Annotated in this window: 34 protein-coding genes, 1 pseudogene and 1 riboswitch; of the genes and pseudogenes, 23 read left to right on the top strand and 12 right to left on the bottom strand. The window is 57.6% G+C overall.

From position 1 onward, the window contains the following. The 13 genes and pseudogenes from PHQ58_RS12275 to PHQ58_RS12335 all read left to right on the top strand — a co-directional run. Positions 1–143: pseudogene (locus tag PHQ58_RS12275) on the top strand (elongation factor Tu); the annotation flags it as partial. Between the two features lie 9 nt (positions 144–152). Continuing rightward, entirely contained in the window at positions 153–467 is a 315-nt protein-coding gene (rpsJ, locus tag PHQ58_RS12280) for a 30S ribosomal protein S10 (RefSeq protein WP_028250951.1), read from the top strand. A 200-nt stretch (positions 468–667) separates the two neighbouring features. After that, a complete protein-coding gene (rplC, locus tag PHQ58_RS12285; protein ID WP_300111358.1) occupies positions 668–1,348 on the top strand; it encodes a 50S ribosomal protein L3 in 681 nt (226 codons plus the stop codon). After that, positions 1,348–1,968, top strand: a complete 621-nt coding sequence (gene rplD, locus PHQ58_RS12290) for a 50S ribosomal protein L4 (RefSeq protein WP_300111360.1) — start codon at positions 1,348–1,350, stop codon at positions 1,966–1,968. Before rplC ends, rplD begins: the two co-directional genes overlap by 1 nt. After that, positions 1,965–2,261, top strand: coding sequence for a 50S ribosomal protein L23 (gene rplW / locus PHQ58_RS12295; RefSeq protein WP_300111361.1), 297 nt, complete (start codon positions 1,965–1,967; stop codon positions 2,259–2,261). Before rplD ends, rplW begins: the two co-directional genes overlap by 4 nt. A gap of 32 nt (positions 2,262–2,293) precedes the next feature. Next, entirely contained in the window at positions 2,294–3,118 is an 825-nt protein-coding gene (gene rplB, locus PHQ58_RS12300; RefSeq protein ID WP_300111362.1) for a 50S ribosomal protein L2, read from the top strand. A gap of 11 nt (positions 3,119–3,129) precedes the next feature. After that, on the top strand, positions 3,130–3,408 hold the full coding sequence (rpsS, locus tag PHQ58_RS12305; protein WP_300111364.1) for a 30S ribosomal protein S19: 279 nt from the start codon (positions 3,130–3,132) through the stop codon (positions 3,406–3,408). Positions 3,409–3,418: 10 nt separating this feature from the next. Further along, complete coding sequence (gene rplV / locus PHQ58_RS12310; RefSeq protein ID WP_210542411.1) at positions 3,419–3,748, top strand: 50S ribosomal protein L22; 330 nt, start codon at positions 3,419–3,421, stop codon at positions 3,746–3,748. 16 nt (positions 3,749–3,764) lie between these two features. After that, positions 3,765–4,661: a 30S ribosomal protein S3 gene (gene rpsC / locus PHQ58_RS12315; protein WP_300111368.1), complete on the top strand. Its 897-nt coding sequence runs from the start codon at positions 3,765–3,767 to the stop codon at positions 4,659–4,661. A 2-nt stretch (positions 4,662–4,663) separates the two neighbouring features. Further along, the gene (rplP, locus tag PHQ58_RS12320) at positions 4,664–5,080 is read left to right on the top strand and encodes a 50S ribosomal protein L16 (RefSeq protein WP_296493788.1); all 417 of its coding nucleotides are present in this window, start codon (positions 4,664–4,666) and stop codon (positions 5,078–5,080) included. 15 nt (positions 5,081–5,095) lie between these two features. Continuing rightward, positions 5,096–5,302 carry a 50S ribosomal protein L29 gene (gene rpmC, locus PHQ58_RS12325; RefSeq protein WP_300111370.1) on the top strand — a complete coding sequence of 69 codons (207 nt, stop codon included), beginning with the start codon at positions 5,096–5,098 and terminating at the stop codon, positions 5,300–5,302. 10 nt (positions 5,303–5,312) lie between these two features. Then, a complete protein-coding gene (gene rpsQ / locus PHQ58_RS12330) occupies positions 5,313–5,582 on the top strand; it encodes a 30S ribosomal protein S17 (RefSeq protein WP_300111372.1) in 270 nt (89 codons plus the stop codon). Between the two features lie 97 nt (positions 5,583–5,679). Beyond that, positions 5,680–6,186 carry a peroxiredoxin gene (locus PHQ58_RS12335; protein WP_300111374.1) on the top strand — a complete coding sequence of 169 codons (507 nt, stop codon included), beginning with the start codon at positions 5,680–5,682 and terminating at the stop codon, positions 6,184–6,186. Between the two features lie 170 nt (positions 6,187–6,356). Here PHQ58_RS12335 and PHQ58_RS12340 read toward each other — a convergent pair whose 3' ends face one another. Beyond that, a complete protein-coding gene (locus PHQ58_RS12340; RefSeq protein ID WP_300111377.1) occupies positions 6,357–7,022 on the bottom strand; it encodes a cytochrome b/b6 domain-containing protein in 666 nt (221 codons plus the stop codon). A 92-nt stretch (positions 7,023–7,114) separates the two neighbouring features. Here PHQ58_RS12340 and PHQ58_RS12345 point away from each other — a divergent pair, with 92 nt between their 5' ends. From PHQ58_RS12345 to PHQ58_RS12375, 7 genes are all read left to right on the top strand, one after another. After that, complete coding sequence (locus tag PHQ58_RS12345; RefSeq protein WP_300111379.1) at positions 7,115–7,567, top strand: cytochrome c; 453 nt, start codon at positions 7,115–7,117, stop codon at positions 7,565–7,567. A 99-nt stretch (positions 7,568–7,666) separates the two neighbouring features. Continuing rightward, entirely contained in the window at positions 7,667–8,374 is a 708-nt protein-coding gene (locus tag PHQ58_RS12350; protein ID WP_300111381.1) for a DUF4197 domain-containing protein, read from the top strand. A 119-nt stretch (positions 8,375–8,493) separates the two neighbouring features. Beyond that, positions 8,494–8,940: a PTS fructose transporter subunit IIA gene (locus PHQ58_RS12355; protein WP_300111383.1), complete on the top strand. Its 447-nt coding sequence runs from the start codon at positions 8,494–8,496 to the stop codon at positions 8,938–8,940. Further along, complete coding sequence (locus PHQ58_RS12360; protein ID WP_300111385.1) at positions 8,909–9,178, top strand: HPr family phosphocarrier protein; 270 nt, start codon at positions 8,909–8,911, stop codon at positions 9,176–9,178. The genes PHQ58_RS12355 and PHQ58_RS12360 overlap by 32 nt, the downstream gene beginning before the upstream one ends. Then, positions 9,175–10,953, top strand: a complete 1,779-nt coding sequence (ptsP, locus tag PHQ58_RS12365) for a phosphoenolpyruvate--protein phosphotransferase (protein ID WP_300111387.1) — start codon at positions 9,175–9,177, stop codon at positions 10,951–10,953. The genes PHQ58_RS12360 and ptsP overlap by 4 nt, the downstream gene beginning before the upstream one ends. Before the next feature lie 52 nt (positions 10,954–11,005). Continuing rightward, positions 11,006–11,443, top strand: a complete 438-nt coding sequence (locus PHQ58_RS12370; RefSeq protein WP_300111389.1) for a FecR domain-containing protein — start codon at positions 11,006–11,008, stop codon at positions 11,441–11,443. Beyond that, a complete protein-coding gene (locus PHQ58_RS12375) occupies positions 11,440–12,036 on the top strand; it encodes an OmpA family protein (protein WP_300111391.1) in 597 nt (198 codons plus the stop codon). The genes PHQ58_RS12370 and PHQ58_RS12375 overlap by 4 nt, the downstream gene beginning before the upstream one ends. A 9-nt stretch (positions 12,037–12,045) precedes the next feature. Here the strand turns inward: PHQ58_RS12375 and PHQ58_RS12380 are convergent, their stop codons facing one another. The 4 genes from PHQ58_RS12380 to PHQ58_RS12395 form a co-directional block, all read right to left on the bottom strand. Next, positions 12,046–12,771: an LrgB family protein gene (locus PHQ58_RS12380; protein ID WP_300111393.1), complete on the bottom strand. Its 726-nt coding sequence runs from the start codon at positions 12,769–12,771 to the stop codon at positions 12,046–12,048. After that, positions 12,764–13,111 (bottom strand): CidA/LrgA family protein, encoded by a 348-nt coding sequence (locus tag PHQ58_RS12385; protein WP_300111395.1) that lies wholly within the window; start codon positions 13,109–13,111, stop codon positions 12,764–12,766. The genes PHQ58_RS12380 and PHQ58_RS12385 overlap by 8 nt, the downstream gene beginning before the upstream one ends. A 9-nt stretch (positions 13,112–13,120) precedes the next feature. Next, positions 13,121–14,623 carry an FAD-linked oxidase C-terminal domain-containing protein gene (locus tag PHQ58_RS12390; RefSeq protein ID WP_300111397.1) on the bottom strand — a complete coding sequence of 501 codons (1,503 nt, stop codon included), beginning with the start codon at positions 14,621–14,623 and terminating at the stop codon, positions 13,121–13,123. 178 nt (positions 14,624–14,801) lie between these two features. Further along, positions 14,802–15,689: a LysR substrate-binding domain-containing protein gene (locus tag PHQ58_RS12395; protein ID WP_300111398.1), complete on the bottom strand. Its 888-nt coding sequence runs from the start codon at positions 15,687–15,689 to the stop codon at positions 14,802–14,804. A 121-nt stretch (positions 15,690–15,810) separates the two neighbouring features. On the opposite strand from PHQ58_RS12395, the gene asd reads away from it, so the two are divergent. Next, positions 15,811–16,656, top strand: a complete 846-nt coding sequence (gene asd / locus PHQ58_RS12400) for an archaetidylserine decarboxylase (RefSeq protein ID WP_300111400.1) — start codon at positions 15,811–15,813, stop codon at positions 16,654–16,656. 73 nt (positions 16,657–16,729) lie between these two features. Here asd and PHQ58_RS12405 read toward each other — a convergent pair whose 3' ends face one another. Further along, positions 16,730–19,378: a S53 family peptidase gene (locus tag PHQ58_RS12405; protein WP_300111402.1), complete on the bottom strand. Its 2,649-nt coding sequence runs from the start codon at positions 19,376–19,378 to the stop codon at positions 16,730–16,732. Between the two features lie 89 nt (positions 19,379–19,467). Continuing rightward, positions 19,468–19,554: riboswitch (cyclic di-GMP riboswitch) on the bottom strand. Between the two features lie 253 nt (positions 19,555–19,807). On the opposite strand from PHQ58_RS12405, the gene PHQ58_RS12410 reads away from it, so the two are divergent. Further along, positions 19,808–20,287, top strand: a complete 480-nt coding sequence (locus tag PHQ58_RS12410; protein WP_300111404.1) for a thioesterase family protein — start codon at positions 19,808–19,810, stop codon at positions 20,285–20,287. Here PHQ58_RS12410 and purU read toward each other — a convergent pair. The 3 genes from purU to PHQ58_RS12425 form a co-directional block, all read right to left on the bottom strand. Further along, positions 20,280–21,128 carry a formyltetrahydrofolate deformylase gene (gene purU / locus PHQ58_RS12415; protein ID WP_300111406.1) on the bottom strand — a complete coding sequence of 283 codons (849 nt, stop codon included), beginning with the start codon at positions 21,126–21,128 and terminating at the stop codon, positions 20,280–20,282. The two genes, PHQ58_RS12410 and purU, sit on opposite strands and share 8 nt — an antisense overlap. Positions 21,129–21,239: 111 nt before the next feature. Next, entirely contained in the window at positions 21,240–21,548 is a 309-nt protein-coding gene (locus PHQ58_RS12420) for a DUF3567 domain-containing protein (protein WP_300111573.1), read from the bottom strand. A 72-nt stretch (positions 21,549–21,620) separates the two neighbouring features. Beyond that, positions 21,621–22,721: a DUF3108 domain-containing protein gene (locus tag PHQ58_RS12425; protein WP_300111408.1), complete on the bottom strand. Its 1,101-nt coding sequence runs from the start codon at positions 22,719–22,721 to the stop codon at positions 21,621–21,623. Between the two features lie 47 nt (positions 22,722–22,768). Between PHQ58_RS12425 and PHQ58_RS12430 the strand changes: the two genes are divergently transcribed. Continuing rightward, a complete protein-coding gene (locus PHQ58_RS12430) occupies positions 22,769–23,761 on the top strand; it encodes a fumarylacetoacetate hydrolase family protein (RefSeq protein WP_300111409.1) in 993 nt (330 codons plus the stop codon). Positions 23,762–23,780: 19 nt separating this feature from the next. On the opposite strand, the gene PHQ58_RS12435 is transcribed toward PHQ58_RS12430, so the two are convergent. The 3 genes from PHQ58_RS12435 to PHQ58_RS12445 form a co-directional block, all read right to left on the bottom strand. Next, a complete protein-coding gene (locus PHQ58_RS12435) occupies positions 23,781–24,383 on the bottom strand; it encodes a MarC family protein (protein ID WP_300111411.1) in 603 nt (200 codons plus the stop codon). 76 nt (positions 24,384–24,459) lie between these two features. Then, the gene (locus tag PHQ58_RS12440) at positions 24,460–24,927 is read right to left on the bottom strand and encodes a universal stress protein (RefSeq protein ID WP_300111412.1); all 468 of its coding nucleotides are present in this window, start codon (positions 24,925–24,927) and stop codon (positions 24,460–24,462) included. Positions 24,928–24,954: 27 nt separating this feature from the next. Next, a complete protein-coding gene (locus PHQ58_RS12445) occupies positions 24,955–26,652 on the bottom strand; it encodes an L-lactate permease (RefSeq protein WP_300111415.1) in 1,698 nt (565 codons plus the stop codon). Positions 26,653–26,664: the final 12 nt, after the last annotated feature.

The raw sequence follows: 26,664 nt of genomic DNA on the forward strand, positions 1-26,664 counted from the left end.
AGGAAATGGTCATGCCTGGTGACAACGTGTCAATCACTGTGAAGCTGATTGCCCCGATCGCCATGGAAGAAGGTCTGCGTTTCGCCATTCGTGAAGGCGGCAAGACCGTCGGCGCTGGCGTCGTGGCAAAAGTGATTGCGTAAGGAGTGACCATGGCAACGAAACAAAAAATTCGCATTCGCCTGAAAGCGTTTGACTACAAGTTGATCGATCAGTCTGCGGCTGAAATCGTGGATACGGCAAAACGCACTGGCGCGATCGTCAAGGGCCCCGTGCCGTTGCCAACGCGCATGAAGCGTTTTGACATCCTGCGTTCACCACACGTCAATAAAACCAGTCGTGACCAGTTTGAGATTCGCACCCATCAACGTCTGATGGATATTGTGGATCCGACTGACAAGACTGTAGACGCGTTGATGAAGCTCGACTTGCCTGCTGGCGTCGATGTCGAAATCAAATTGCAGTAAAAAACGTTGCGATTGATAGCTGAAATTGCTGTTGACCGCTTCTTTGGGTTGGTGCCTTACTTGCTTCTAAAGCAAGTTGGCGCTATACTCGCAGGCTCTGCAGATTCACCTGGTGCGTCGGCAGAGTTTTATTAACAGTCTCTCACATAAAAACGGCGTAGCCAATTGCAGTTGCGACGGTGAGAGTTACGGAGAAAACAATGAGTCTTAGCAATCACTTAGGATTGCTGGGGCGCAAGGTTGGCATGATGCGCTTGTTCACGGACGATGGGAATGCAATTCCCGTCACTGTGATTGATGTGTCTAACAACCGCGTGACCCAGATCAAAACCCAAGAGAACGATGGCTATGTCGCTTTACAAGTGACATTTGGTGCGAGAAAAGCTTCTCGCGTCAGCAAGCCGGCAGCTGGGCACCTTGCAAAAGCAGGTGTTGAGGCTGGTGAAATTATTCGCGAATTCCGCGTTGCTGTGGAAACAGCTTCGCAGTACCAAGCCGGCGCTGTTGTGCCAATCAGTGCAGTATTTGCTACTGGTCAAAAAGTCGATGTGCAAGGCACATCGATTGGTAAAGGTTTTGCGGGCACCATCAAACGTCACCACATGAAGTCACAGCGCGCGTCGCACGGCAATAGCCGTTCGCACAATGTGCCTGGTTCCATTGGTATGGCGCAAGATCCAGGCCGCGTGTTTCCTGGTAAGCGTATGACGGGTCACCTCGGTGACGATCTTGTCACTACGCAAAATCTTGATGTGGTTCGTATTGATGAAGCCCGTCAGCTGTTGATGATCAAGGGTGCAATCCCTGGTTCGGCTGGTGGATTCGTTACAGTGCGTCCGGCTGTCAAAACAAAACCCGTTGAAGCGAAAGGGGCGAACTGATGCAGCTCGAACTCCTGAATGATCAAGGGCAAGTGGCTTCCAAGCTGGATGTGCCTGAAGCGGTTTTTGGTCGCGCATACAACGAAGATCTGGTTCACCAGGTGGTTGTTGCTTTCCAGGCGAATGCCCGTCAAGGTACACGCGCCCAGAAAGACCGTGAACAAGTTCACCACTCGACCAAAAAGCCTTTTAAACAAAAGGGTACGGGTCGTGCGCGTGCTGGTATGACGTCATCGCCTTTGTGGCGTGGCGGCGGTCGGATTTTTCCGAACATGCCAGATGAGAATTTCGCACAGAAAATTAACAAGAAGATGTACCGGGCTGGCATGGCCTCCATCTTCTCTCAATTGGCTCGCGAAGGTCGTCTCGCCGTAGTTGATTCGTTGACCGTTGATTCGCCCAAGACAAAAGTCTTGGCTGCGAAATTCAAGGCGATGAACCTCGACTCGGTTTTGGTGATTGCCGATGAAGTTGATGAAAACCTGTACCTCGCATCACGGAACTTGGTGAATGTGTTGGTGGTTGAGCCTCGCTATGCCGACCCCGTGTCGCTGGTCCACTACCGCAAGGTTTTGGTGACCAAGGCTGCCATGGGCAAACTCCAGGAGATGTTCGCATGAGCCATGGTCCTAATCTGAAAAAATTTGATGAAGGTCGCCTGATGCAAGTGCTTGTAGCGCCAATCGTGTCTGAAAAGGCAACGATGGCAGCTGAGAAAAGCAATGCAGTGACATTCAAGGTGTTGCAGGACGCAACCAAATATGAAATCAAGGCCGCAGTGGAATTGATGTTCAAGGTTGAAGTCAAGGGTGTGTCTGTTGTCAACACCAAAGGCAAGACCAAACGTTTTGGTAAGTCTGTAGGCCGTCGCGATAACATTCGCAAGGCCTATGTGATGCTGAAGACAGGTTAAGAGCTGAACATTGGTGGGGAGGCTGCGTAATCATGGCTGTCATTAAAATGAAACCAACTTCACCAGGCCGTCGTGGCATGGTGAAGATCTCGCGTGACCACCTGCACAAAGGTGAGCCTTACGCGCCGTTGTTGGAGCCACAATTCCAGCACGCCGGCCGTAACAACAATGGTCACATTACTACCCGTCACAAAGGTGGTGGTCACAAGCATCACTACCGCGTTGTTGATTTTCTTCGCAACAAGGATGGCATAGCTGCCAAGGTCGAGCGTATTGAATACGATCCAAACCGTTCTGCGCACATCGCTTTGGTGTGTTACGCGGACGGCGAGCGTCGCTACATCATTGCTCCTCGCGGTCTCGAGGTTGGTGCTTCCATCATGAGTGGTGCCGAGGCTCCGATTCGTGTTGGTAATACATTGCCCATTCGGAATATTCCGGTCGGTTCAATTGTTCATTGCATCGAATTGCAAATCGGCAAAGGTGCGCAAATGGTGCGCTCCGCAGGTGCTTCGGCAACACTGTTGGCACGTGAAGGCATCTATGCTCAGGTTCGTATGCGCTCAGGTGAGGTTCGCAAGATCCATATCGAATGCCGTGCGACTCTGGGTCAAGTGGCCAACGAAGAACACAGCCTGCGCCGACTCGGCAAGGCTGGTGTGAAGCGCTGGATGGGTATTCGTCCAACTGTTCGTGGCGTTGTCATGAATCCAGTGGATCACCCACACGGCGGTGGCGAAGGGAAGACTGGCGAAGGCCGTCATCCAGTCGATCCTTGGGGTAATCTGACCAAGGGTTACCGTACCCGTAACAACAAGCGCACGCAGGTCATGATCGTGTCGCGTCGCAAGAAGTAAGGGGAAGGTAAATGACTCGTTCTCTCAAAAAAGGTCCCTTTGTTGACCAACACCTTGTCGCTAAGACCGAAAAGGCCGTGGCCACCAAGGACAAAAAGCCGATCAAAACCTGGTCGCGTCGCTCAATGGTTTTGCCCGATTTCATCGGTCTGACCATTGCTGTGCACAACGGCAAGCAGCATGTGCCCGTTTACATCACTGACCAAATGGTTGGCCATAAGTTGGGTGAGTTCGCTCTGACCCGAACTTTCAAGGGCCATCCTGCGGACAAAAAAGTCCAAAAGAAATAAGGAGTTGACCATGGAAACACGTGCAACCCTTCGTGGCGTTCGTTTGTCGGTCGATAAAGGCCGATTGGTCGCGGATTTGATTCGCGGCAAGAAAGTTGATCAAGCCCTGAACATTTTGCAGTTCACGCAGAAAAAAGCTGCTGTGATCATCAAGAAGGTTCTGGAGTCTGCAATTGCCAACGCTGAACACAACGATGGTGCTGACATTGACGAATTAAAGATTACTTCAATCTTCGTCGAACAAGGTGCTTCGCTCAGGCGCTTCACGGCCCGCGCAAAAGGTCGTGGTAACCAGATCAGAAAACCCACGTGCCATGTGTACGTGACGGTTGGTAACTGAAAGAGGCCAGGAAGATATGGGACAAAAAATCCATCCAACCGGCTTTCGCTTGTCGATTAGTCGCAACTGGGCATCACGTTGGTATGCCAATGACCGTGATTTCGCTGGCATGCTGGCTGAAGACATTAAGGTACGTGAGTACCTGAAAGCCAAGCTCAAAAATGCCTCCGTTTCGCGGGTGCTTATCGAGCGTCCAGCCAAAAATGCCCGTATCACGATTTACTCGGCTCGTCCGGGTGTTGTGATCGGTAAAAAAGGTGAAGACATTGAGAACCTGAAGCGCGAACTGGGTCGCCAGTTGGGCGTTCCTGTTGCGGTGAACATTGAAGAAGTGCGCAAGCCTGAAATCGATGCCAAACTTATCGCTGACTCGATCACCCAGCAGCTTGAAAAACGCATCATGTTCCGTCGGGCCATGAAGCGTGCCATGCAAAACGCCATGCGTCTCGGTGCTTTAGGCATCAAGATCATGTCTGCTGGCCGTCTGAATGGCATTGAAATTGCGCGTACTGAGTGGTATCGGGAAGGCCGTGTGCCTTTGCACACTCTCCGCGCTGACATCGACTACGGTACATCAGAAGCTAAAACGACTTACGGCATCATCGGTGTCAAGGTCTGGGTTTACAAGGGTGATACCTTGGGCCGCAATGATCTGCCTGCTGTCGAAACTCCGCGTCCTGACGACGAACGCCGTCCGCGTGGCCCACGTCGCGACGACCGTGGTGGTCGTCCAGGATCTGATCGCCCTGCGCCTCGTGGTGTTCGCCGACCCATGGGTGGCAACAATGCACCTGCGGATGGCAGCGACAAACCCGCTGAAGCCACTGGTGCTGATGCCAACAAACCCACCGTTCAGCGCGTCCGCAAGGTAGCCGCGCCAGCCGCTGCAGCAGCTGACGGTAAAGGAGAATAACTATGTTGCAACCCGCTCGTCGCAAATATCGCAAAGAGCAAAAAGGCCGTAACACCGGTATCGCAACCCGGGGTAGCTCGGTTGCGTTTGGTGATTTTGGTCTCAAATGCATTGATCGCGGTCGCTTGACGGCACGTCAGATTGAAGCAGCACGTCGTGCTGTTTCCCGTCACGTCAAACGTGGTGGTCGTATCTGGATTCGGGTGTTTCCTGATAAGCCAATTTCCCAAAAGCCTGCTGAGGTGCGTATGGGTAACGGCAAGGGTAACCCTGAGTACTACGTGGCCGAAATTCAGCCCGGTAAGATCGTATTTGAAATTGTGGGTGTTACTGAAGAGTTGGCTCGTGAAGCGTTTCGTTTGGCAGCTGCCAAACTCCCGCTGCGGACGACCTTTGTGTCACGCATGATTGGCCAGTAATCAGGAGCAAATGATATGAAAACGACTGAATTGCGCCAAAAAGACGTGGTTGGTTTGCAGGCCGAAGTCAAAGAGTTGCAAAAGGCACACTTTGGCATGCGCATGCAAAAAGCCACCCAACAACTTAACAATACAGCTTCACTGCGCGTTGCGCGTCGTGACATCGCTCGCGCCAAGACCATTTTGGTCGAAAAGCAAGCCGCTGTTCAAACCGCCAAATAAGGAGCGATAAATGACGGAAGCTAAAACATCCCTCAAGCGCACCTTGGTTGGCAAGGTGGTCAGCGACAAGCGTACGAAAACAGTAACGGTGTTGATTGAGCGTCGTGTCAAACACGAGCTCTACGGCAAGATCGTTGGCAAATCCAGCAAGTACCACGCCCATGACGAAAAGGGCGAGTACAAGATGGGTGATGTCATCGAAATCACCGAGAGTCGCCCAATTTCCAAGACAAAGAACTGGGTAGCAACCCGCTTGGTACAAAAAGCCTCTTTGGTTTAACACCTTCAATCGGCTGCTCTGGCAGCATCATGAAAAGCGGCTCACAATGTGAGCCGCTTTTGTTTGTTTCTTTTGTTTTTAATTTTTGGAGTTTGACATGATTAAAGTTGGCGATCAGCTACCGGCCGCAACCCTGATGGAATATCACGAAGTTGAAGGAGGTGGGTGCAGCATGGGCCCCAATCCCGTGGACGTGACGGCCGCCAGTGCGGGCAAGACCATTGCCCTGTTTGCGCTGCCCGGCGCTTTCACGCCCACATGCTCTGCCAAGCACGTTCCAGGTTACATTGCGAACCATGCTGCCCTTAAGGCAGCTGGGGTGGATGAAATTTGGTGCGTCAGCGTTAACGATGCGTTTGTCATGGGTGCCTGGGCCCGGGATCAACAGACAGGCGACAAAGTGCGCATGCTGGCAGATGGTGACGCTGTGTTTGCCAAAGCCACAGGCTTGACCCTGGACCTGACAGGGAAAGGCTTGGGCCTGCGTAGCAACCGTTATTCAATGCTGGTTAAAGACGGTATCGTCACCACCTTGAATGTCGAAGGCCCTGGGAAATTTGAAGTGAGTGACGCCGCTACCTTGCTGTCACAAGCTCAAGCTTGACCCTTGGGCATCGTCCGTGATGCCCGATTTGTTGAGGCGGAGCCCGGTTACAGTATTTTTCTAGTTGTTGGGCACCCGCTAGCTGACTGAAGTAGTAGCGCGGTACGAGGAAAGGTCAAAGATGACGCTGTCGCCCAAGTTCCTTGGGTGCATTGATCGTTCCGACGCACTTAGCCTAACCAAGTGACGGTTCCCGCAACCAACATGGCACAGATCAGAAGAATCACGGCGGCTTTGATTCGGTTTGCAATTGTGTCGCTTGCTTCTTGGGCTGGAAACGTTAGTGACTTGTCGCCCAGCACCATTGGGCGGATCAAGTTCTCACGTCTATTTAACAAGTAATAGGCGATGGCGCCAAGATGAAGGATGACCAGCAGGATCAGGACCAGCTTGCCGATCTCTTTGTGGTAGTAGGTTGCGTAGTTGACCCATTGTGAAGACACCAAACGCGTCAAAGGCCCGGCTGCCGAAATCTCATCATCACTCATTAAGCCAGAGGTCACCTGTAGCGCCAAAAAGACCAGCATGGCAAATACCGATATAGCTCCCAACGGGTTGTGCCCCACGTGCTGGTGCGGCTCGTCCAGGCCTTGCAGGTAGCGCAACACTTGGCGAGGTGTATAGACAAATGTTGTGAAACGGGACCAATGACCGCCTTGAAAGCCCCAAATGGTGCGAAATAGCAGCAAGGTCAACACGCCGTAGCCAAAGCGGAAATGCCAAACCATGGCACCCCCACCTATTTGCCCTGACACGACCAAGCCCACAACACAAGCCACCAGCGACCAATGGAACAAGCGGGTAGGCGCATCCCAAACACGAACAATCACGGACATAGAACACCTCAAAAACTTAAAAAACGGGATTTTCAGAATGCTTTTACACTCAGCCGCCCAATTAGTTTAAGTCCAACCACGAAAGGTCAGTTATGAAGAAGCTCCTCTCTTTGATTCTTGCCGGTACTGCATTGACATTGGCGTTGCCAGCGTCCGCCCAGTTCGCCAAAGCTGAAGATGCCGTCAAGTACCGCAAAAACGCATTATTTGTCATGCAGCAGAATTTTGGTCGCGTGGCTGCCATGGCCGCAGGGAAGGCCCCGTTTGATGCGAAGGTCGCTGCTGAAAGCGCCGCGGTTGCAGAGTTTGTGTCGAAACTTCCCTGGGCAGGTTTTGGCCCGGGCACTGACAAAGGTGATACCAAAGCGAAGCCAGAAATATGGACTGACAAGGCCAAATTTGACGACTACGCTAAGAAGATGGAGGCAGAAATGACAAAGCTGGCTGCTGCCGCTAAATCAGGAAATATGGACAATATCAAGCTGGCTGTCAATGCCACTGGCGGCACCTGCAAGTCATGCCACGATGATTTTCGCGCCAAGTAAATCGTTCTTTCTTTAGCGGTGACGCGTCGGGGTGGTGACTCGGTATCGTTTCCTCCGGCGTTAAGATGGCTGGCATCACGCTTATCGAAGGAAGTATCCATGGATCGTCGCCGTTTTCATTCGCTTCAGCTGGCGTTGTTAGCAAGTCCCTGGCTTGGTTTGCACATGGAGTGCAGTGCGCTTACGCTGGGTGATATCACCAGCGTGCAGGCTTCCCAGGGGTTGAAAGCGGCCCTGGAGAAGGGGGCAATTGAGGCAGTACGAGCCCTCAGTCGGCCGAATGGGTTTTTGGGCAACGACAAGGTGCGCATTCCGTTGCCTGGCTATTTACAAGACGCTGCAAATTTATTGCGAAACTTTGGTCAGGGTGCGCGTCTGGACGAGTTGATCACCGCCATGAACCGCGCAGCAGAAGCGGCGGTGCCGATGGCCCGTGACATGCTGGTGGGTGCCGTCAAATCCATGAACGTGCAGGATGCCAAGAATATCCTCAGTGGCGGTGACACTTCTGTCACGCAATTTTTTGCTGACAATACGCGACAACCCCTGAGTGCACAATTCTTGCCAGTGGTGACCAAGACCACGGCGAGAGTCAACTTGGCAGAAAAGTACAACCAAATTGCCGGAAAAGCCGCAGGTTTGGGTCTGATTAAAGGTGATCAGGCCAATATCGAACACTACGTGACTGGTAAGACTTTGGATGGTCTTTATTTCATGATTGGCGAAGAGGAGAGAAAAATTCGCCAAGACCCGGTAGGGACTGGCAGCGCCATCCTGCAAAAAGTCTTTGGTGCACTCAAGCCCTAGTTGAAACAAGTCAAAAGAGCGGGGGCAGGTTGATAAGCTGTCTGCTGTCTTTGCCAGACAGCTTAACGTAAAACGCCATAATCGACGCTCTGCACGTACGGCCATGGACTTGGAACAATATGAGTATCGGCATTTTTATCATCGCCCACGCACCCTTGGCTAGTGCCTTGAGGCAGTGCGTGGTACATGTTTTTCCAGACGCTTCAACGACCATTGCCGTGCTGGATGTGCAGCCCAATATGCCTGCCGAAGAGTCGTTAGCCGCCGCCCGCCTGTCGCTGGACCTTCTCAAAACTGAGCGGACCCTGGTCTTGACAGATATGTTTGGCGCCACGCCTTGCAACGTGGCGCAAAAGCTGGTCGACGGTGTGAACTCCCGGCTGGTGGCAGGTGTTAACCTGCCGATGCTGCTGCGTTCAGTGACCTACCGCAATGAGTCTTTGGACGCTTTGGTGGCGCGCGCATTGGCAGGTGGCACGCAGGGTGTCATGCAAGTCGCGGTTACTGCGCCGCAAAATCAGCAACGAAAACCAAATGATCAAAACCACGACGACCATCAGCAATAAATTAGGACTTCACGCGCGCGCTTCTGCCAAGTTGACCAAATTGGCAGGAAGTTATCCATGTGAGGTCTGGATGTCCCGTGGCGAGCGGCGTGTCAATGCCAAGAGCATCATGGGGGTGATGATGTTGGCCGCTGGACTGGGCGCGCAGGTTGAAGTTGAAACACAGGGTGAACGCGAACAGGACGCTATGGATGCCTTGTTGGCCCTCATCGCCGACAAATTCGGAGAGGGTGAATGACGTTCAGTATTCACGGCTTGGCGGTCGCCCGGGGCATTGCCATTGGGCGAGCCGTGTTGGTGGCGTCGAGCCGGTTGGATGTGGCGCACTATTTCATCGAGCCTTCTCAGGTGGGCGCTGAAATCAACCGGGTGCGCGATGGCCGCGATGCCGTGGTTGGCGAAATTCAGCGCTTGCAGACCAGCATTGCTCAAATGGGACCCAAAGAAGCGCCGCACGAGCTCACCGCCTTGCTCGATGTGCATCTGATGCTGTTGCAGGATGAAGAGCTCTCCAATGGCGTTCACCATTGGATCAAAGACCGTCTTTACAACGCCGAGTGGGCGCTGACCACTCAGCTTGATGTGATAGCGCGCCAGTTTGATGAAATGGAAGACGAGTATTTGCGTGAGCGCAAAGCGGACCTGGAGCAAATCACCGAAAAAGTGCTGCGTGCCATGCGGGGGGTGTCGTCTCCGCTGATGCAACCACTTGGACGGCATGGCCGTAAAACCTCACAGCAGGACTTGTTGCTGGACGATACCGTGGACGTGCCGCTGATATTGGTAGCACACGACCTGTCGCCGGCCGACATGCTGCAATTCAAGCAAAGCGTGTTCGCGGGTTTCATCACCGATGTAGGCGGTAAAACGTCACATACCGCGATTGTGGCGCGTAGCCTGGATATTCCGGCGGTGGTTGGGGCACGCTTGGGCAGCCATTTGATTCGACAAGATGACTGGGTAGTGATTGATGGTGATGCGGGCGTGGTGGTGGTGGACCCGTCTGCCATCATTTTGGCCGAATACGGTTTCAAGCAACGTCAGGGCGAATTGCAGCGTGGACGCTTGCAGCGCTTGCTGCACACCCCAGCGGTAACCATGGATGGCCAAAAAATCGAATTGCTGGCCAACATCGAAATGCCTGACGATGCTGCCAGTGCGTTAAACGCTGGTGCCGTTGGTGTTGGCCTGTTTCGCAGCGAGTTTTTGTTCATGGGTCGCCATGGCAAGTTGCCAAATGAAGATGAACAGTACCAGGCCTATCGACGTGCGGTGGAGGGCATGCAGGGTTTGCCCGTGACGATTCGCACGGTGGATGTCGGGGCAGACAAGCCGCTTGACGACACCTTGCGTGATGATGCCCACTTAAACCCGGCCTTAGGCTTGCGCGCCATTCGCTGGAGCCTGGCTGACCCTGCCATGTTTCTCACCCAGTTGCGTGCCATCCTGCGCGCTGCAGCCCATGGGCAGGTGCATTTGTTGATTCCGATGCTGGTACACGCCAGTGAAATCCGCCAGACCATGGCGTTGATAGACCATGCACGGGTGCAACTGGACAACCGTGGGGTGGCCTATGGCGCGGTGAAGATCGGCGCCATGATTGAAATTCCGGCGGCAGCGCTGACGCTCAAGGTGTTTTTGAAATACTTTGACTTCTTGTCTATTGGCACCAACGACCTGATTCAATACACCCTGGCCATTGACCGGGCCGACGAGTCTGTGGCCCATCTTTATGACCCCATGCACCCTGCGGTGCTGCGATTGGTGGCCAACACCATTGCCGCGTCTCATGCGCAGGGCAAGCCGGTCACGGTCTGCGGTGAAATGGCGGGCGACGTCGCCATGACCCGGCTGCTGCTGGGCATGGGTTTGCGCAGCTTTTCCATGCATCCGGCGCAAATTCTGGCTGTCAAGCAGGAGTTGCTGCGTGCCGATACGGCCAAGTTGGCACTCTGGGCCGAACAAGTCATGATGGAAGACGAGCCGAGCACACGCATCGCCAAGAAGGCGTGATGCCGCGCAAGCGGTTTGAGAAAATGATTGAAACGTTTGGATACCCATGGTGATGAACTTCAAAATAGTGGCAACCTGTGCGCTGGTGTTGGCCACTGCGGTTGCTCATGCCCAGGAACAACGCACCGGCACCTTGAAAACGGTGACGGGCGAGGTGCGCCTGAGCCAGGGGGCCACGGCGCGTGCAGCACAAGAAGGCGGCGGGCTGAGCCAAGCTGACCGCATCGTCACTGGGCGCGATGCCAGTGCCACGTTCATGCTCAAGGATGGCAGTGTCATCAGCGTCGGGCCCAATTCGACCCTGGAGTTGGCCAAAGTGCAGTTTGACACCACAACCCAGGACGGCGGTTTGATGCTTAACCTGCTGCAAGGCACCATTCGCGTGGTCACCGGTTGGCTGGGCAAGCTGCATCCTGAGCAGGTTAAAGTCACCACGCCAACCTCGGTGGTTGGCGTGCGCGGTACCGATTTCATTGTGGAGGTGCCATGAACCGATGGCTCAAGCGTGTGGCCTGCCTGTCCGTTGCTGGGCTGCTCAGTGCCTGTGCACCCGCCTCGCGTGTGATTTTGCTGCCACAAGACGGCGGCAAGCCGTCGGCTGTCGAGGTGAAAACAGCCACGGCGTCGCAGGTCTTGTCTGCGCCCTACCAAACCGCCAGCGTCAGCCCCGCTGGCGACTTGGTGCTTGGCACAACCGAGCCTCAGGTGGTGCAGGAGCGCTATGGCAGCTTGTTGGCGCAAAAACCACCGCCTGAGGAATTGTTTGTGCTTTATTTTGAGCCGGGCGGCTCTCAGCTGACAGCGCCCTCGCAGGCCCTGCTGCCGACCATCCTGCGCCAAGCCAGAGCCCGAAAAGGCGGCGAAATCGTTGTGGTTGCGCATACCGACCGAGTGGGCTCGGTGCCAGCCAACGACGCGTTGTCATTGAAACGTGCCCAGGTTATTCGTGAGCTTTTTGTGGTGCAAGGCTTCGCGCCTGCCTTGGTTGATGCCGTGGGGCGCGGGGAACGCTCCCCGCTGGTGCCCACCGACGATGAAGTGGATGAACCCCAAAACCGCAGGGCCGACATTATTGTGCGCTGAGCGTTAGGCTCAAAACAGCCTGAACAGCAAGGGAATCAGCAAGGATGCCAGCACCGCTTGTACGCCCAGCGCCAACCCGGCATACGCACCTGCATCCGCATTGACCTGCAGCGCACGCGCAGCACCGATGCCGTGGGCGGCGGTGCCTAGCGCATAACCACGGGCCATCCAGCCTCCCGCATCGATCGGGATTTTCAGCCAGGCAAACAAAGCTTTGCCGCTGAGCGCGCCCACCATGCCGGTCACCACGGCAAACACGGCGGCCAGAGCCGGAATGCCACCGATCTTGTCGGCAATGCCCATGGCGACTGGCGCCGTGACCGACTTGGGTGCCAGCGACAGCACCACGTCATGTGGCAAACCTGCCAGCCAGCCTAACAGCAGCGCTGACCCGCTGGCCGCCCCGCCACCGACCACAGCGGCGGCCAACAAGGCCCGCCAGTGCAGGCGCAAGGCTGCGCGACGCTCCCACAGCGGCCAGGCTAAGGCAACCACGGCGGGGCCGAGCAAAAAGTGGATGAACTGTGCGCCCGAGAAATAGGTGGGGTAGTCCACCCCCGTTGCGGTCAGCAGGCTGGCCAGCGTTACCACGGACCACAGCACCGGGTTGGCCCATGACGCTTGATTCAGGCGGGCATACAGCGCTTGCGCCAGCACATAAACCACCAGCGTGGCGGTCAGGCCGAACAGCGGCGTCGCGGACAGGTAAACCCATAGCTCGACAAATTTAGGCATCGCGCGGCCCCTTGAAGGCGCGCAGCACCAGCACGGTCACGGCCAAGCCGATCCAGGTTGACAGCACGACCACGGCCATCATGCGCACACCGTATTGGCTTAGCAGTCCCAAATGCGTCATCACACCCACCCCAACCGGCACAAACAGCAAAGACAGGTGTGACAGCAAAAAATTGGCGCACGCAGCCACCGGGTTGCGCACCAAGGGCAGTTGCAAGGCACCCAGCAACAGCAGCATGCCGATCACCGGCCCCGGAATCGGCAGCGACAAGCCGCGTGACAGCAGTTCGCCCAGCGATTGCATAGCCAAAAGCCATGCCAGCCCTTGTAATCCTCGCATGCTTTGCTGTTAAAACCGAGGCAAATCAGGGTGCTTGATCTTGCCGCCACGCACCAGCATCTTGCCGTACTCGGCGCAGCGGTGCAAAGTGGGAATAACCTTGCCAGGGTTGAGCAGGCCCGCCGGGTCAAAGGCGCGTTTGACGCCAAACATTTGCTCGTTTTCCGCCGCGCTGAACTGAACACACATGCTGTTGAGCTTCTCGATGCCCACGCCGTGTTCACCCGTGACCGTGCCGCCCATCGCCACGCTGGTCTCCAGAATGTCGGCACCAAACAGCTCGCAGCGGTGCAGTTGGTCGGGGTCATTCGCATCAAACAAGATCAGCGGGTGCAGGTTGCCGTCGCCTGCGTGGAACACATTGGCGCAGCGCAGCTGGTACTTCTTTTCCATCTCTTGAATGGCCAGCAGGATGTCGGCGACCCGTTTGCGCGGAATCGTGCTGTCCATGCACATGTAGTCAGGGCTGATGCGTCCGCTGGCTGGGAACGCATTTTTGCGCCCGCTCCAGAACGTCATGCGTTCTTGTTCAGACTGGCTTACTGCAATTTTCGTGGCACCGGCCGCAAGTAACACGGCGCTCATGCGGCCAATCTCTTCTTCAACCTCTTCCGGTGTGCCGTCGCTCTCACACAGCAAAATGGCCTCGGCGGTCAAGTCGTAGCCAGCATGCACATAGTCTTCCACCGCAGCGGTCATGGGTTTGTCCATCATCTCCAGGCCGGCCGGAATAATGCCTGCGGCAATCACCGCAGCTACCGCTTCACCCGCTTTGCGAATGTCGTCAAAGCTCGCCATGATGCAGCGCGCCAGCAAGGGTTTTGGAATCAGTTTGACGGTGACCTCGGTCACCACCGCCAGCATGCCCTCACTGCCAATCACCACACTCATCAAGTCGTAGCCGGGGGCATCGAGCGCGTCGGAGCCAAAAACAACGGGCTCACCATCCATGGTGTAGCCCTTGATTTTGACGATGTTGTGCAGCGTCAGGCCGTATTTCAGGCAGTGCACGCCGCCTGAGTTTTCTGCCACATTGCCGCCAATGGTGCAGGCAATCTGGCTGCTGGGGTCGGGTGCGTAGTACAAGCCCAAAGGCGCAACCGCCTCGCTGATGGCCAAGTTGCGCACGCCGCATTGCACCAGCGCCGTGTGTGCCATTGGGTCGACTTTCAGGATGCGGTTGAAGCGAGCCAGTGACAAGGTCACGCCCATTTGGTGCGGCATGGCACCGCCCGACAAACCTGTGCCGGCCCCACGCGCCACCACCGGCACGCCCAGCGCGTGGCAGGTTTTGAGGACTGCTTGCACTTGGGCTTCGTCCTCTGGCAGGGCCACCACCAGCGGGCGCTGGCGGTAGGCGGTCAGGCCATCGCACTCGTAGGGCGTGGTGTCCTCGGTGTGCCAAAGCAAGGCGTATGCGGGCAGGGCCGCAGACAGTCCTTGCACCACTTGGGCTTGGCGCTCAGTGCGTTGCAAGCTTGAAAATTCTTGTGGGGTAACGGTGGCGTTCATCTGGCTCCTTGTGCTGGCCGGTCAGGCTGACGGGTATGGGCTGAGACAGGACTTTAATGCCTGCGGCCGGCATCGCAGTTGAGCATTTTTATAGCCCTTCCTGAAATAAATAATGCTATTTAATTAATAGCTGCTTGCGCATATTAAATAAGGGCTACAGGCTGATTTTTCATAAATTTCACACCATGCCCTGTTTCAGCCAGTCGGCAAACGCCACGCACTCCCAGCGCTCCATCATGCCGGTGCGCCAGCAGAGGTAGTGCGCATGCGGGCTGGGCACATTGGTGGCAAACACATCGCTGGTACCCAATCGCACCAGCGAGCCGTTTTCCAGCCAGGGCAGCGCCAGCTTCAGGCGGATCAAGCCAATGCCCATGCCGGCCGCTGCGCCGTCGCACATCAGGCCCACGTCATTGAACTGCGAGCCGTCCACTGGCTCAGGCCAGTCCAGGTTGCGGGCGGCAAACCAGGTGCGCCACGGCTCCAGCGGGCTGCGTAACAAGGCTTCACCGTCCAGGTCTTGTGCCAGCTCAAACGGCCCGTGCTCCCGCACAAACGCGGGTGAGGCCAGCGGCGTGACCTCATCTTTCAGCAGGCAGACATGTTCCACGTCGGCATAGCGACCGGTACCAAAACGAATCATCAGGTCAGCGTCTTCGGCCACCACGTCCAGCAGCGGGATGGAGATTTGCAGGGTCAGGTCGATCTCGGGGTAGGCTTCGGTGAACTGGCGCAGGCGCGGGATCAGGATCGAGCGGGCAAAGGTCGGCGTCACGGCCAGGCGCAATTTGCGCTTGCCTGGCATGGCCGCCGCGCCCGGAAATTTTTGCAGCATGGCCAGCCCGTCACGCACATGGGCCAGGTATTCCACGCCTTCGATGGTGAGTGAAAAATCAGCCCGGCCAAACAGCTTGGTGCCAATGATTTGCTCCAACTGTTTGACGCGGTGGCTCACCGCGCTGGGCGTCACGCACAGTTCTTCAGAGGTTTGGGTGACGCTGCGCAGACGCGCCAGCGCCTCAAACGTCAGCAGGCATTGAATGGGTGGGATGCGGGCGATGGACATAGCAAACATTGTGGCACTTGAGCGGGATATCTCACTGGGTAAAATCCCTCGCCATGGCTCGGCCATGCCGTCTTTTTTTCTGATTCAGGCCCCCCTTTCTTTTTTACCCAGGTAGCCATTCATGTCCGACCGTTTTGCCGTGCTGCTGCAGTACCTCTTGCCCAAACAGGCCCTCACCCTGCTGGCTGGTCGCGTTGCCAGTGCCCAGGCTGGTGCGCTCACCACGCGGCTGATCCACTGGTTTGTCAATCGCTACCAGGTCAACATGGCCGAGGCCGCCAACCCGGACATGGCCAGCTACGCCTCGTTCAATGATTTTTTTACCCGCGCGCTGAAAGTTGGCGTCCGGCCGCTGGCCGCTGCCGACCTGATTTGCCCGGTGGATGGCGCCATCAGCCAGTTTGGTCGCATCGAAGGCCAACAGATCTTTCAAGCAAAAGGTCAGGCGTTCAGTAGCACGGCGCTGCTCGGAGGCGATGCCGCTTTGGCTGCGCAGTTTGACAACGGGCACTTTGCCAATTTGTATTTGAGTCCACGCGACTATCACCGCATCCACATGCCATGTGCTGGCCGCCTGACCCGCATGATCTACGTGCCGGGTGATTTGTTTTCAGTCAATCCCACCACCGCACGCGGTGTGCCCGGCTTGTTTGCCCGCAATGAGCGCGTGGTGTGTGTGTTTGAAGGGGTCAGCGGGCCGTTTGTGCTGGTGTTGGTGGGTGCCACCATTGTCGGCAGCATGGCCACCACTTGGCACGGCGTTGTTAATGCCACACGTTCAGGTAAATTGAGCGAATGGCACTATGAAGACGGGCGTGTTGCATTGAAGCAAGGTGACGAGATGGGGCGGTTTTTGCTTGGCTCCACCGTGGTCATGCTGTTCCCCAAAGGCCCTTTGCAGTTCAACCCAACCTGGCAGCCGGGCGGCGCGGTCCGGTTAGGTGAGGTGATGGCGCAGCGCGTTTAGCGGTGCGCTTGATGCCCATCGTCTACATGATGGGTATCAATGCAAAATGAGTTGAAGATGGAAATCCGCTGTCTTATTTCGATGTGATGGTGATCGGCACCGTGGCTTGAGCCGTCAAACCGGCCGAATTCACCACCGACACCTTCAGGTTGTAGCTACCTACCACCGGGCTGGCCCAAACATACTTGATGGTCAGGCCGCTGACTGAAAAGCCCATGCCCAGCGGTGCGCCGGTGATGGAGATCGACAGCGACGTGGCCGTTGGGTCCGAAATGCTGATCGAACCACTCAATGCCTTGCCAACCACACCCGTCGCAGCAGGTGCCGTGATCACCGGGCCAGCGGTGGCGATCTTGACGGTGTAAACACCCTGTCCGCTTAAACCCGTCTTGCTGTCTTTTGCGATAACGGTCACGCTGTAGCTGCCCAGTACCGGTTTGGCCCAACTGACGACGCCCGTGCTGGCGATGCTCATGCCGCTGGGTGCCCCGCTCAATGTGTAGGCCACCGGGTTGGGTGCTGACACCGACACCTTGAATGACAAGGCAACCGCAGGCTTGCCGTTCACAGTGGTCGCGGCCACGGTTGGCGGCAACTGGGCTGCAATCACCACGGTATAGACGCCCTTACCGCTCAGGCCGGTCTTGCTGTCCTTGGCGGTCACTGTCACTGCATACGTGCCGGTCACAGGCTTCGCCCAGGTCACCACACCTGTGGTGCGGATGGTCATGCCCGATGGCGCGCCAGTCAATGTGTAGGTCACGGCATTGGTCGATGTTGCGGTGGCCGTGAACGACAGGGCCGTACCAGCCTTGCCACTGACCGTGGCTGAGCCCACCACTGGCGGTGGTGATGCCGTGATGGTTACCGCATAGACGCCCTTGCCGCTCAGGCCGGTCTTGCTGTCCTTGGCAGTTACCGTGACGTTATAGGCGCCAGCAACAGGGACGGCCCAACTCACAATGCCTGCGGTGCTGATGCTCATGCCCGAGGGTGCGCCGGTCAGCGTGTAAGTCACGGCGTTGGGGGCCGTTGCCGACGCTGTAAACGTCAAGGCCGTGCCCACCTTGCCGCTGATGCTGGCAGACGAAACAACCGGCGCGCTCGGCGCAGCGACCACGCCCGAGAGCGTGCTCACCAGGTTGCTCACATTGGGCGTCCCCAGCCCCGAAGGTGTGTCGTACCCGATGGTTGATACACAAATGGCGCAGGCGCCATTCAGACCCTTGGTGATGTCGGAAAACGCGCTGGCGTAGGTGCCGGGGACGGCCGCAATCTGGCTGTACAACACAGCATGGGGGGAGGCCAGGGCCACTTTGGCAGACAAAGCACGTGCGGCGTTGGCGATGGCGATCAAACCTGCCCACTGTGGTGTGGCCAGGCTGGTGCCACCGGCGCTGATCCAGTTCACGGTCGCGCTGCCGGGTGCCATGGTGGCGACATATTGGCCAGTTGCCGGGTCTGCATTAAAGGCCACGTCGGCTACTGCGCGGCCACTGTAGGTGCCCATGCCGGGGACGACGTTGGACTGGTAGGACGGCTTGAGGGTGTACAAGCTGGTGCCACCGCCGGTGCCCGACCAGACGGTTTCTGAGCGGGTGCCCGTGCCAGAGTAGGTCAGGCTGGTGCCGCCCACGGCCACCACCTTGGTCGATACTGCTGGCCAGGACACAGCGGCACCGGAGTCGCCCGTGGCCGCCAGATAGGTCATGTTGCTGCCATTGAAAGCGGCATCAACGGAGGCTGTCCAGCTGCCTTCCAGCGTGCCAAAACTCATGGAAACCGCGCCCGGGCCCATGGCATTGGCCAGTTTGATGCCACCCAGAAGGCTGTTGATGGAAGCGTCTGCGGCTTCAATCAGGATGATGCGCGCCAGCGGTGCAGTGGCGTGGGCCCATTGCACGTCCAGCGAAATTTCAGTGGCCCAACCTGAATCGTAGGCGGGCGCAGTGCTGGTCATGCCACCAGCGGCTGTGTTGTAAACAATCGACAATTTGCAACCGCTGACCGATGCCGCAGGCAAGGGCAAGGCGGCGGTGGTGGCGATGGCCTGGGTGGTACAGGTTGGCAAGCCAAACTTTTGATTGAAGGCCGCCAGCTCTGCCGCCACATTCGGGTTGTGCTTGGCATTGACGATGTAAATAGTCTGTCCAGCGCCGAACTGTGCCGCTTGCGCAGCAGTCAAGGCGGTGCCTGTGGCGGGCAGCGCAGGCAAGCTGTAGGCGGCGCGAATTTGTGCTGGCGAGTAGGTTGAAACCGCGCTGCCTGTTGCCATGGGGGTGACGACCTCGTCCAGCGGCGAAAGTTCACGCATGCGCCGACCGTGCCGGTGCTCGCGCTGTGTCGAGTCCAGCAATTGTGGCGTCAGTTGACGCGTGGAGATGCCCTCGGAATCCAATGTCAGCGCATGCCGATGCGGTCGGCGGTGTGAAGACAGGTTGTTGCCTGAGCGGTCTGCATCGTCTGGCGTGTCAAGCAGCGCGGGGGCCATGTGAAAAGCGGGCTGCATGATGAGTGCGCCAACTTCTTCTGGCAGGGCCGGCATGTCAATTTGCAAGGTGGTGGTGCCACTGGCCAAGGGTGCGGCAACGGTCTGAAAGGTTGCCTCGCCGCTGTCGGCGGTGTCACCACCACCGCAGGCGCTCAGCAACGCCGCAGCGCACAAAGCGGTCAATATGCCGCCAGCGCGGGGAAGTGTTGAATTGGGTAATGTGTGATGCATGAACTCGTCGCTCCAAGTTGGGCGAGGGTCACGCTAGACAATGTTGTCGTCTGATTCAGACGCGCAAGCCATGAACAGCCTGCCAAAACATTGGCAACCCCGCTACCGTGACGCACATGCGTTTTAGGCCGGAGGTTTTGCGTCCCTGTCTTTCAACAGGTTTGCCCTCTGAGTTTTCCTGATTCGGTCAGGAAAAACATGTGAGAAATTGTAAGCGCAGTTTTTTGGGATGTAAACAGTTGTATCGATATGCTGCACAACTTGGCGTTGTGGCTCATCGGGTTTGACGCTCCCCCAGCTTGGCCGCGAGTTGCCAACAGCACGATAAACGCTGCTGCTGGCGCCATGAGGGCAACGCAGCTTGTCAGCAACACGGCAGGCCTCAGTGGTCAAATACCGATCTTGCTCTCCTTCAAGGTTTTGCCTCCCATGGCTCGCATTCAAATCCGGCTTCCCTCCCATTTCGCGTTTTCCACAGACATCACGCTGTACCAAAGTCACTTGAACTACGGTGGCCATCTGGACAACGCACTGCTGCTCACTTTGGTGTCCGAAGCACGGGTCAGATTTTTCAAATCGCTTGGCTACACCGAACTCGATGTCGAGGGCGTGGGTATTTTGGTGTCAGACGCAGCGTTGCAGTACCGCTCCGAGGCGTTTCATGGGGAGGTGATGGTGGTGCGCATGGCGGCAACCGACCTGGGCCGCAAGGGCTTTGACATGGTTTGGTCGATGAACGAGCGGTCCACCCAGCGCGAGGTGGCCCGTGGCAAGACGGGCATCGTCTTTTTTGACTACAAATCCCACAAGGTGGTCCTGATGCCCGCCGCTTTTCGTGACAAGTTGGCCGGCTTTCATGCGCCCAGTGCGCTTGAGCTTGGCGAGGATCAAGCCCTGGTCGTTATTTGAAAATCACGGTCTTGTGGCCATTGATCAACACGCGGTGTTCGCTGTGCCACTTCACGGCGCGGGCCAGCACCTGGCTCTCTGTGTCGCGGCCTAATGCCGTCAGGTCTTCGACGGTTTTGCTGTGGTCCACGCGCGCCACATCTTGCTCGATGATCGGGCCTTCATCCAGGTCCGCCGTCACGTAGTGGGCGGTGGCGCCAATCAGCTTCACGCCGCGGTCATGCGCCTGGTAATAGGGTTTGGCGCCCTTGAAGCTGGGCAAAAACGAGTGGTGGATGTTGATGGCGCGGCCTGACAGGCTGCGGCACAGGTCGTTGCTCAAAATTTGCATGTAGCGCGCCAGCACCACCAGCTCAGCGGCCTCGTCCTGAATGATGTCAAGCTGTTTGGCTTCCACCTGCGCCTTGGTGGCGGCGGTTACCGGCAGGTGGTGAAATGGCACGTTGTAGCTGGCCGCCAGCTGGTAAAACTCGCGGTGGTTGCTGACGATGGCGCGAATGTCCACGGGCAACAGGCCGCTTTTCCAGCGGAACAGCAGGTCATTCAGGCAATGGCCTTCTTTGCTGACCAGGATCACGGTGCGCATGGGCTGCGCCTGGGCGTGGAGTTGCCACAGCATCTGGAAAGGTGCCGCAAACTCTGCCAGTTGCACCTTGAGCTCGTCAAAGCTATGTGCGGCACAGGCAAATTGCACCCGCATGAAGAACAGGCCCGTGCCAGCGTCGTTGTACTGCGCTGCTTCTTCAATGTTGCCGGTGCGTTCCAGTAAGAAGCCGGAAACGGCGTGCACCAGGCCCAAACGGTCAGGACACGAGAGGGTCAGGATGTAAACAGGATTCATGGGGGCGACAGGGTTGCAGGTGGCTCGGAGTCACAAAGGGCATAAGATTGCTATTTAATAAATAGCTGCTTGCGCTTTATTTATAAGGGCTACAGCCCTATTTCTTATAAATTAATGCACGACCACCGGATTTTGCGCCAACTCGGCGTACTGCTCCAGCGTGTCTTCTACCTCTTCTTGTGTGGGGGTTTTTTGTTGCCAGGCAGAAATTTGCTGCTGAAACAACTCAGCCCATGAGCCGTCTAGGTAAACCTCTTTGTTGGAGCGCTTGTCCACAATCTCAAAGCCGTGGCGCGCCAATGCCGGTACGACCAGCAACTGCTCCCCATCCTTGAGCGTGTCTGGTGGCACATCAGCGGCCACTGCGTTGGCCAGCATGTGGGTCACAGAATAAGTGTCAGAGTCGTAGAGCGTGTGCATTGGTAAATTATCCATGAAAGAGATTCGCCTTGCAGATGGCCGCAGATGGCGCAATTTCAAGCCGGTGCGGGGTCACGGCATGCTGGCGGCCTCAGAGGACGCCCATTTTTGGTCAATGAAGTCACCATTGGCGTCCGTGATGCGAATGCGTGCTGGCAAGTAGCCCAAGGTGGGGGCCAGCCAGATGTCCATCTGCTGGTCATAGGCCTGGCGCGGGTTGCGGGTGATTTTCAGGCCTTGCACGATGCCACCGGGCAAGGTCAGGGCTTCCAGGTTTCCCACAGTGAACAACCACAGGTCGGCGTCGCGCGGGCCCACGGTCTGAAGGGTCAGTGTGGTGCCTGCTGTGAAGCGCTCGGGCGCGCTCGCCACCAGGGAGGCCAGCTGGATCAGCACGCTCAGGCGGTCTTGTGCACCGCTGAGCAGCGCAGCCTGCGGCGTGTTGGCACTGAACGTCACCTTGCCCTGTTCGCGGTTGAAATGTGCCGCCACTTCACTGCGGTATTTGTCCGCAAAGCGTTCCGGTTCCAGGCCGTCTGCGCCAATCAGGCCGCGGCTGGTTTGGGTGCGGGTCTGGCCGAAGGCGCCAAAACTCAAGGACGCCAGATAGTGGCCCTGCGCGTGTGCCCACACCAGCTCGCCATTCAGGCTGTAGGGAAACTTGTTGGCCTCTACCTTGTAGACCAGTTTGACAGAGCCCGGCAAGCCGTTGTTGCTGAAGCTTGGTGCTTTGTCCCGGGGCGGCGGTGGCGCAGGTGCTGACTCTGGTTCTGGTGCAGGCTCGGTGGGTGGAGCTGGCGCCGACGCAGGCTCAGGTAGCGCTGGCTCTGAGACTGCCGGGCCGTCTGCTGAGGCAGAGGGTGCACTGCCGTCGGTTGACATCGCCGGGGCCGCATCAACGGGGGCTGGGGGCAGTGGCCGGGCCGCAGCCTTGGCAACGGGTTTGGGCTTGGGTTTTATCGTGGTCACAGGCGTGGTCACAGGCGTGGGCATGGCCACCTTGTGTGCCACGGGCTCGGTTGTCAGCGTTCGGGTGGTGAAACTCAGCGCTGACCTATCGGCTGCTGTGTGACCCAGGCTCAATGGCATGGTCTGCAGCAGTGCCAGGTGCAGCAGCAGCACCGCCAGACTCAGCGTCAGCCAGGCTTTAAGCGGGGTTTTGGCGTGTGCCATGTCAACTAAACTCGGGCGGATTTTGGCGGCTACGTGGGACAAACTGAATGAAACTTGCGACTTTGAATGACGGCTCGCGCGACGGCCAGCTGGTGGTGGTGTCAACCGACCTGGCGAGCGCGCATTATGCAACCGGCATTGCTGAGCACCTGCAGCAAGTGCTGGATGACTGGAGCTTCATCTCGCCCCAGCTGCAAGACCTGTACGACACTCTGAACCATGGCAAGGCCCGGCACGCGTTTGCGTTTGACGCGCGCCAATGCATGGCCCCATTGCCGCGCGCCTACCTGCTGGCCGTGGGTGATGCTTACCCGAGCCCTGCTGAGACGCAGGCGGCTACCGCCAGCCTGCCAAATGCGTCATCGACCGCGTTGCACCTGGGGTTTGCCGACGCGCTGTTGGGTGCCCGCGCGCCCCTGACCTGTGCCCATGCCGCCCAGTACCCTGACTTTGCCGCCAGCGTGGCGGTCATGACCGGCGACGTGGCCCAGGGCGCAACGCCCGAGCAGGCGCTGGACGCGGTGCGTCTGCTGGCGCTGGCCAGTCACACCCATTACCGTGCCTGGCAAGACCAGCCGGCGCTGGCACTGATGGCAGCGCCCCATACCGCCTTAAGCCCGGTGGCCGTGACGCCCGATGAATTGGTGTGGGCAGGTGAAAGTGCCTGGGCGCAAGGCCGCTTGAGCCTGACGCTGCAATGCAGCGTGAATGGTCGCAAATTTGGCGCCTGCAACGCCGGGCATGACATGCGCACGCATTTCGGCGAATTGATGGCCCAGTTGTGTCTGGCGCGTCGTCTGCGAGCGGGCAGCATTGTGAGCTCAGGCGAGGTGCGGCAACTGGCGGTCAGCGCGGGCTGCAGCAGCATCGCCACCCGGCGGGGGCTGGAAATGGCGCAGAGTGGCAGTGCAAAAACGCCGTGGCTGGCGCAGGGTGACAACGTGACGATTGACATGATGGGGCCCGATGGCCAAAGTGTGTTTGGCGCCATTGACCAGGATGTGCAGGTGGGGCCGCAAACGGCACTGCCTGCCGCTTAGGGCGAAAGCTCCCAACCCATCACGCGCCCGCCACCTGTTTGACGAAGGTCTTGATGCCGCGCAGCATCATCTCGATCGACACAGCCACCAGCACCAGCCCCATCAGGCGTTCCAGCGCCACCACAAAGCGGTCACCAGCCACCCGCTGAATGCGCTCGGCCAGCACAAGCACCACGGCACTCACCGTCATGGTGACGCACAGTGCGGCAATCCATTCAAGCCGTTTTTCCGGTGCCTGCGACACCAGCAACAGTACCGTGGCCAGGGCCGACGGCCCGGCAATGGCGGGGATGGCCAGGGGCACGATCAAGGGTTCGCCCAGCGGTTCATCCGACTCCACCTTGGGTGGCGGAAAGATCATGCGCAGCGCAATCAGGAACAGGATCACGCCACCACCTATTTGCAGTGACAACTCGCTCAGGTTCATCACACGCAAGAAGCTCTCGCCAACAAACATGAAGGTCAGCAGCAAGGCAAACGCAATCAGAATCTCGCGCAGGATCACCCGGGCGCGCCGCTCGGGGGCCACGTGCTTCAGTGCATTGGCAAAAATCGGAATGTTGCCGATCGGGTCGGTGATCAGGATCAGCAAAATCGTGGCAGAGGCAAAGGTGTAGTTCATGCGCGCTGAAAAAACTTTTTAACCGCCACAGGATAGCAGGCTTGCTGCCTGCGCCGAGCCTGACTTTTGAAGCGCTTTACGCCTTGGCAGTTGGTTTATTGCGTACCAGAAACAGGGACGTGGTGGCAATGTGCACCAGGTTTTCGGCCACGCTGCCCATCACCAGGCGCTCAAAGCCGCGCCGGCCATGCGTGCCAATCACGATCAGGTCGGCATCCCACTGTTTGGCAGCATCCGCGATTGACTCCGCGATGCGTTTTTTATCCGACTCGATGAGGATGCGGTAGGGCAACAGCCCCGCGCCTTCTGCCTTAGCCACGGCTTGGTCAAGCAGGGTTTCGGCGGCTTGGCGCATGTTGGCCTTGACTTGGTCGACATCAATCAAGGCGCCCATGCCCATGCTGTTCTGACCCAACGGGCTGGCGTCAAGCACGGTGCCAATACACAGGCTGGTGTCGGGTAACCGGGCAAACTGGATGGCCTCGACCAGCGCTGCTTGCGCTGTGGCGCTGCCGTCGACAGCGACAAAAATACGTTTACACATGAAGGAACTCCTGGAAAATGGAACGGTTTAAAGCTTGGCGGCCAGCATCATCGGGTCGGTAATGCCCAGGCCATAGATGGCGATCATGGCCAGGATGCCCGCCATGAAAAGGTAGTAGATCGTCGGGATGATGGTCATGCGCAGAATGGCGCCTTCGCGGCCGAGCAAGCCCACCGTGGCCGACGCTGCCACCACGTTGTGGATCGCAATCATGTTGCCGGCTGCTGCACCGACGGCCTGCACGGCCACCAGCAGGGCGCCGGAGACGCCGATCAGTTGGGCCGTGTCAAACTGGAACTGCGCCATCATCAGGTTCGAGACTGTGTTGGAGCCGGCAATAAAAGCACCCAGCGCACCCACCGACGGTGCAAAAAATGGGTAAATGCTGCCCACGCTGCTGGCCACCAGTTCGGCCATGGCGCGTGGCATGGAGGGCAGGTTGGCCATGTTGACGCCCGAGTTGATCAAAATCCGGACCATCGGGATGGTGAACATCAGCACAAAACCGGCACCGATCAGGGTGCGTGAGGATTCACTCACCGCCGCCTTGAGTTCCGAGAACTTCATGCGTTGCAGCACAAAAGTAGCCAGTACCACCATGATCATGATGCCGCCAGGCAAGTACAAGAACTCGATGCTGCCAGACAAACCGGTTTCGCCCAGGATGTTTTTCCAGCCCAGCACGAGATTTTTGGTAAAGAAGGTTTTGACGTCGGCGTTGACGCGTGACAGCACCAGCAAGCCAGCCAGCAACAGGTAGGGCAGCCAGGCCAGGCCTACCGACATGGGGGCCTTGGCGGTCAATTGGTCCAGCTTGATCTCGATGCTGCCCATCCACAGGTGTGACCACTCTTTCGGGTCAGCAAAATCCCAACTCTTTTTGGGCACCAAAAAACCCATTTTGGCAGCGGGCACCACAATCGCCAGGCCCACCAGGGCGCCGATGATTGACGGAAACTCTGGGCCCAAAAACACGCCAGCCGCCGCATAAGGCAGCACAAAGGCCAGGCCCCCAAAAATGGCAAATGGGGCAATGGCCAGGCCTTCGCGCCAAGACTTGTTGCGGCCAAAAAAGCGCGTCAGCATGGCGCACATCAGCAGCGGAATCATGAAACCGATCAGCGCATGGGTGATCGCCACTTCAGAGGTGATGAGCCGGTAAAACACTTCCCAGTCAGAGCCTTTGGCCAGCAGTTGGGCTGAAATGCCAGCCTTGTCCAGGCCGCCAGTCACGCCCACCACAATCGGCGTGCCGACCGCGCCAAACGACACTGGGGTGGATTGCACCATCATGCCGAGCATGACCGCGCCCATGGCCGGAAAGCCCAGGGCCACCAACAACGGTGCTGCAACGGCCGCTGGTGTGCCGAAGCCGGAGGCGCCTTCAATGAAGCAGCCAAATAGCCAGGCCACGATGATGACCTGCACCCGGCGGTCCGGGCTGATGTTGGCAAAGCCGCCGCGAATCGCCTTGATCGCGCCTGAATGTTTCAGGGTGTTGAGCAGCAGAATGGCGCCAAAAATGATCCACAACACCGCGCCGGTCAGGATCAGGCCCTGCAGGATGGAGGCCATGACGCGGTTCGCTGACATGCCCCAGGCCGTCAGGGCAATCACCACGCTGATGATCAGCACTGCAGGCATGGCGCGCTTGGCCGGCCAGTTCAGGCCCACCAGCAGCACGGCTGCCAGCACCAGTGGCGCAAAGGCCAGTAAAGAAAGCATGGTTTGGTTCAT

Origin of the sequence: Rhodoferax sp. (assembly GCF_028688795.1) — a bacterium.
Classification (GTDB): domain Bacteria; phylum Pseudomonadota; class Gammaproteobacteria; order Burkholderiales; family Burkholderiaceae_C; genus Rhodoferax.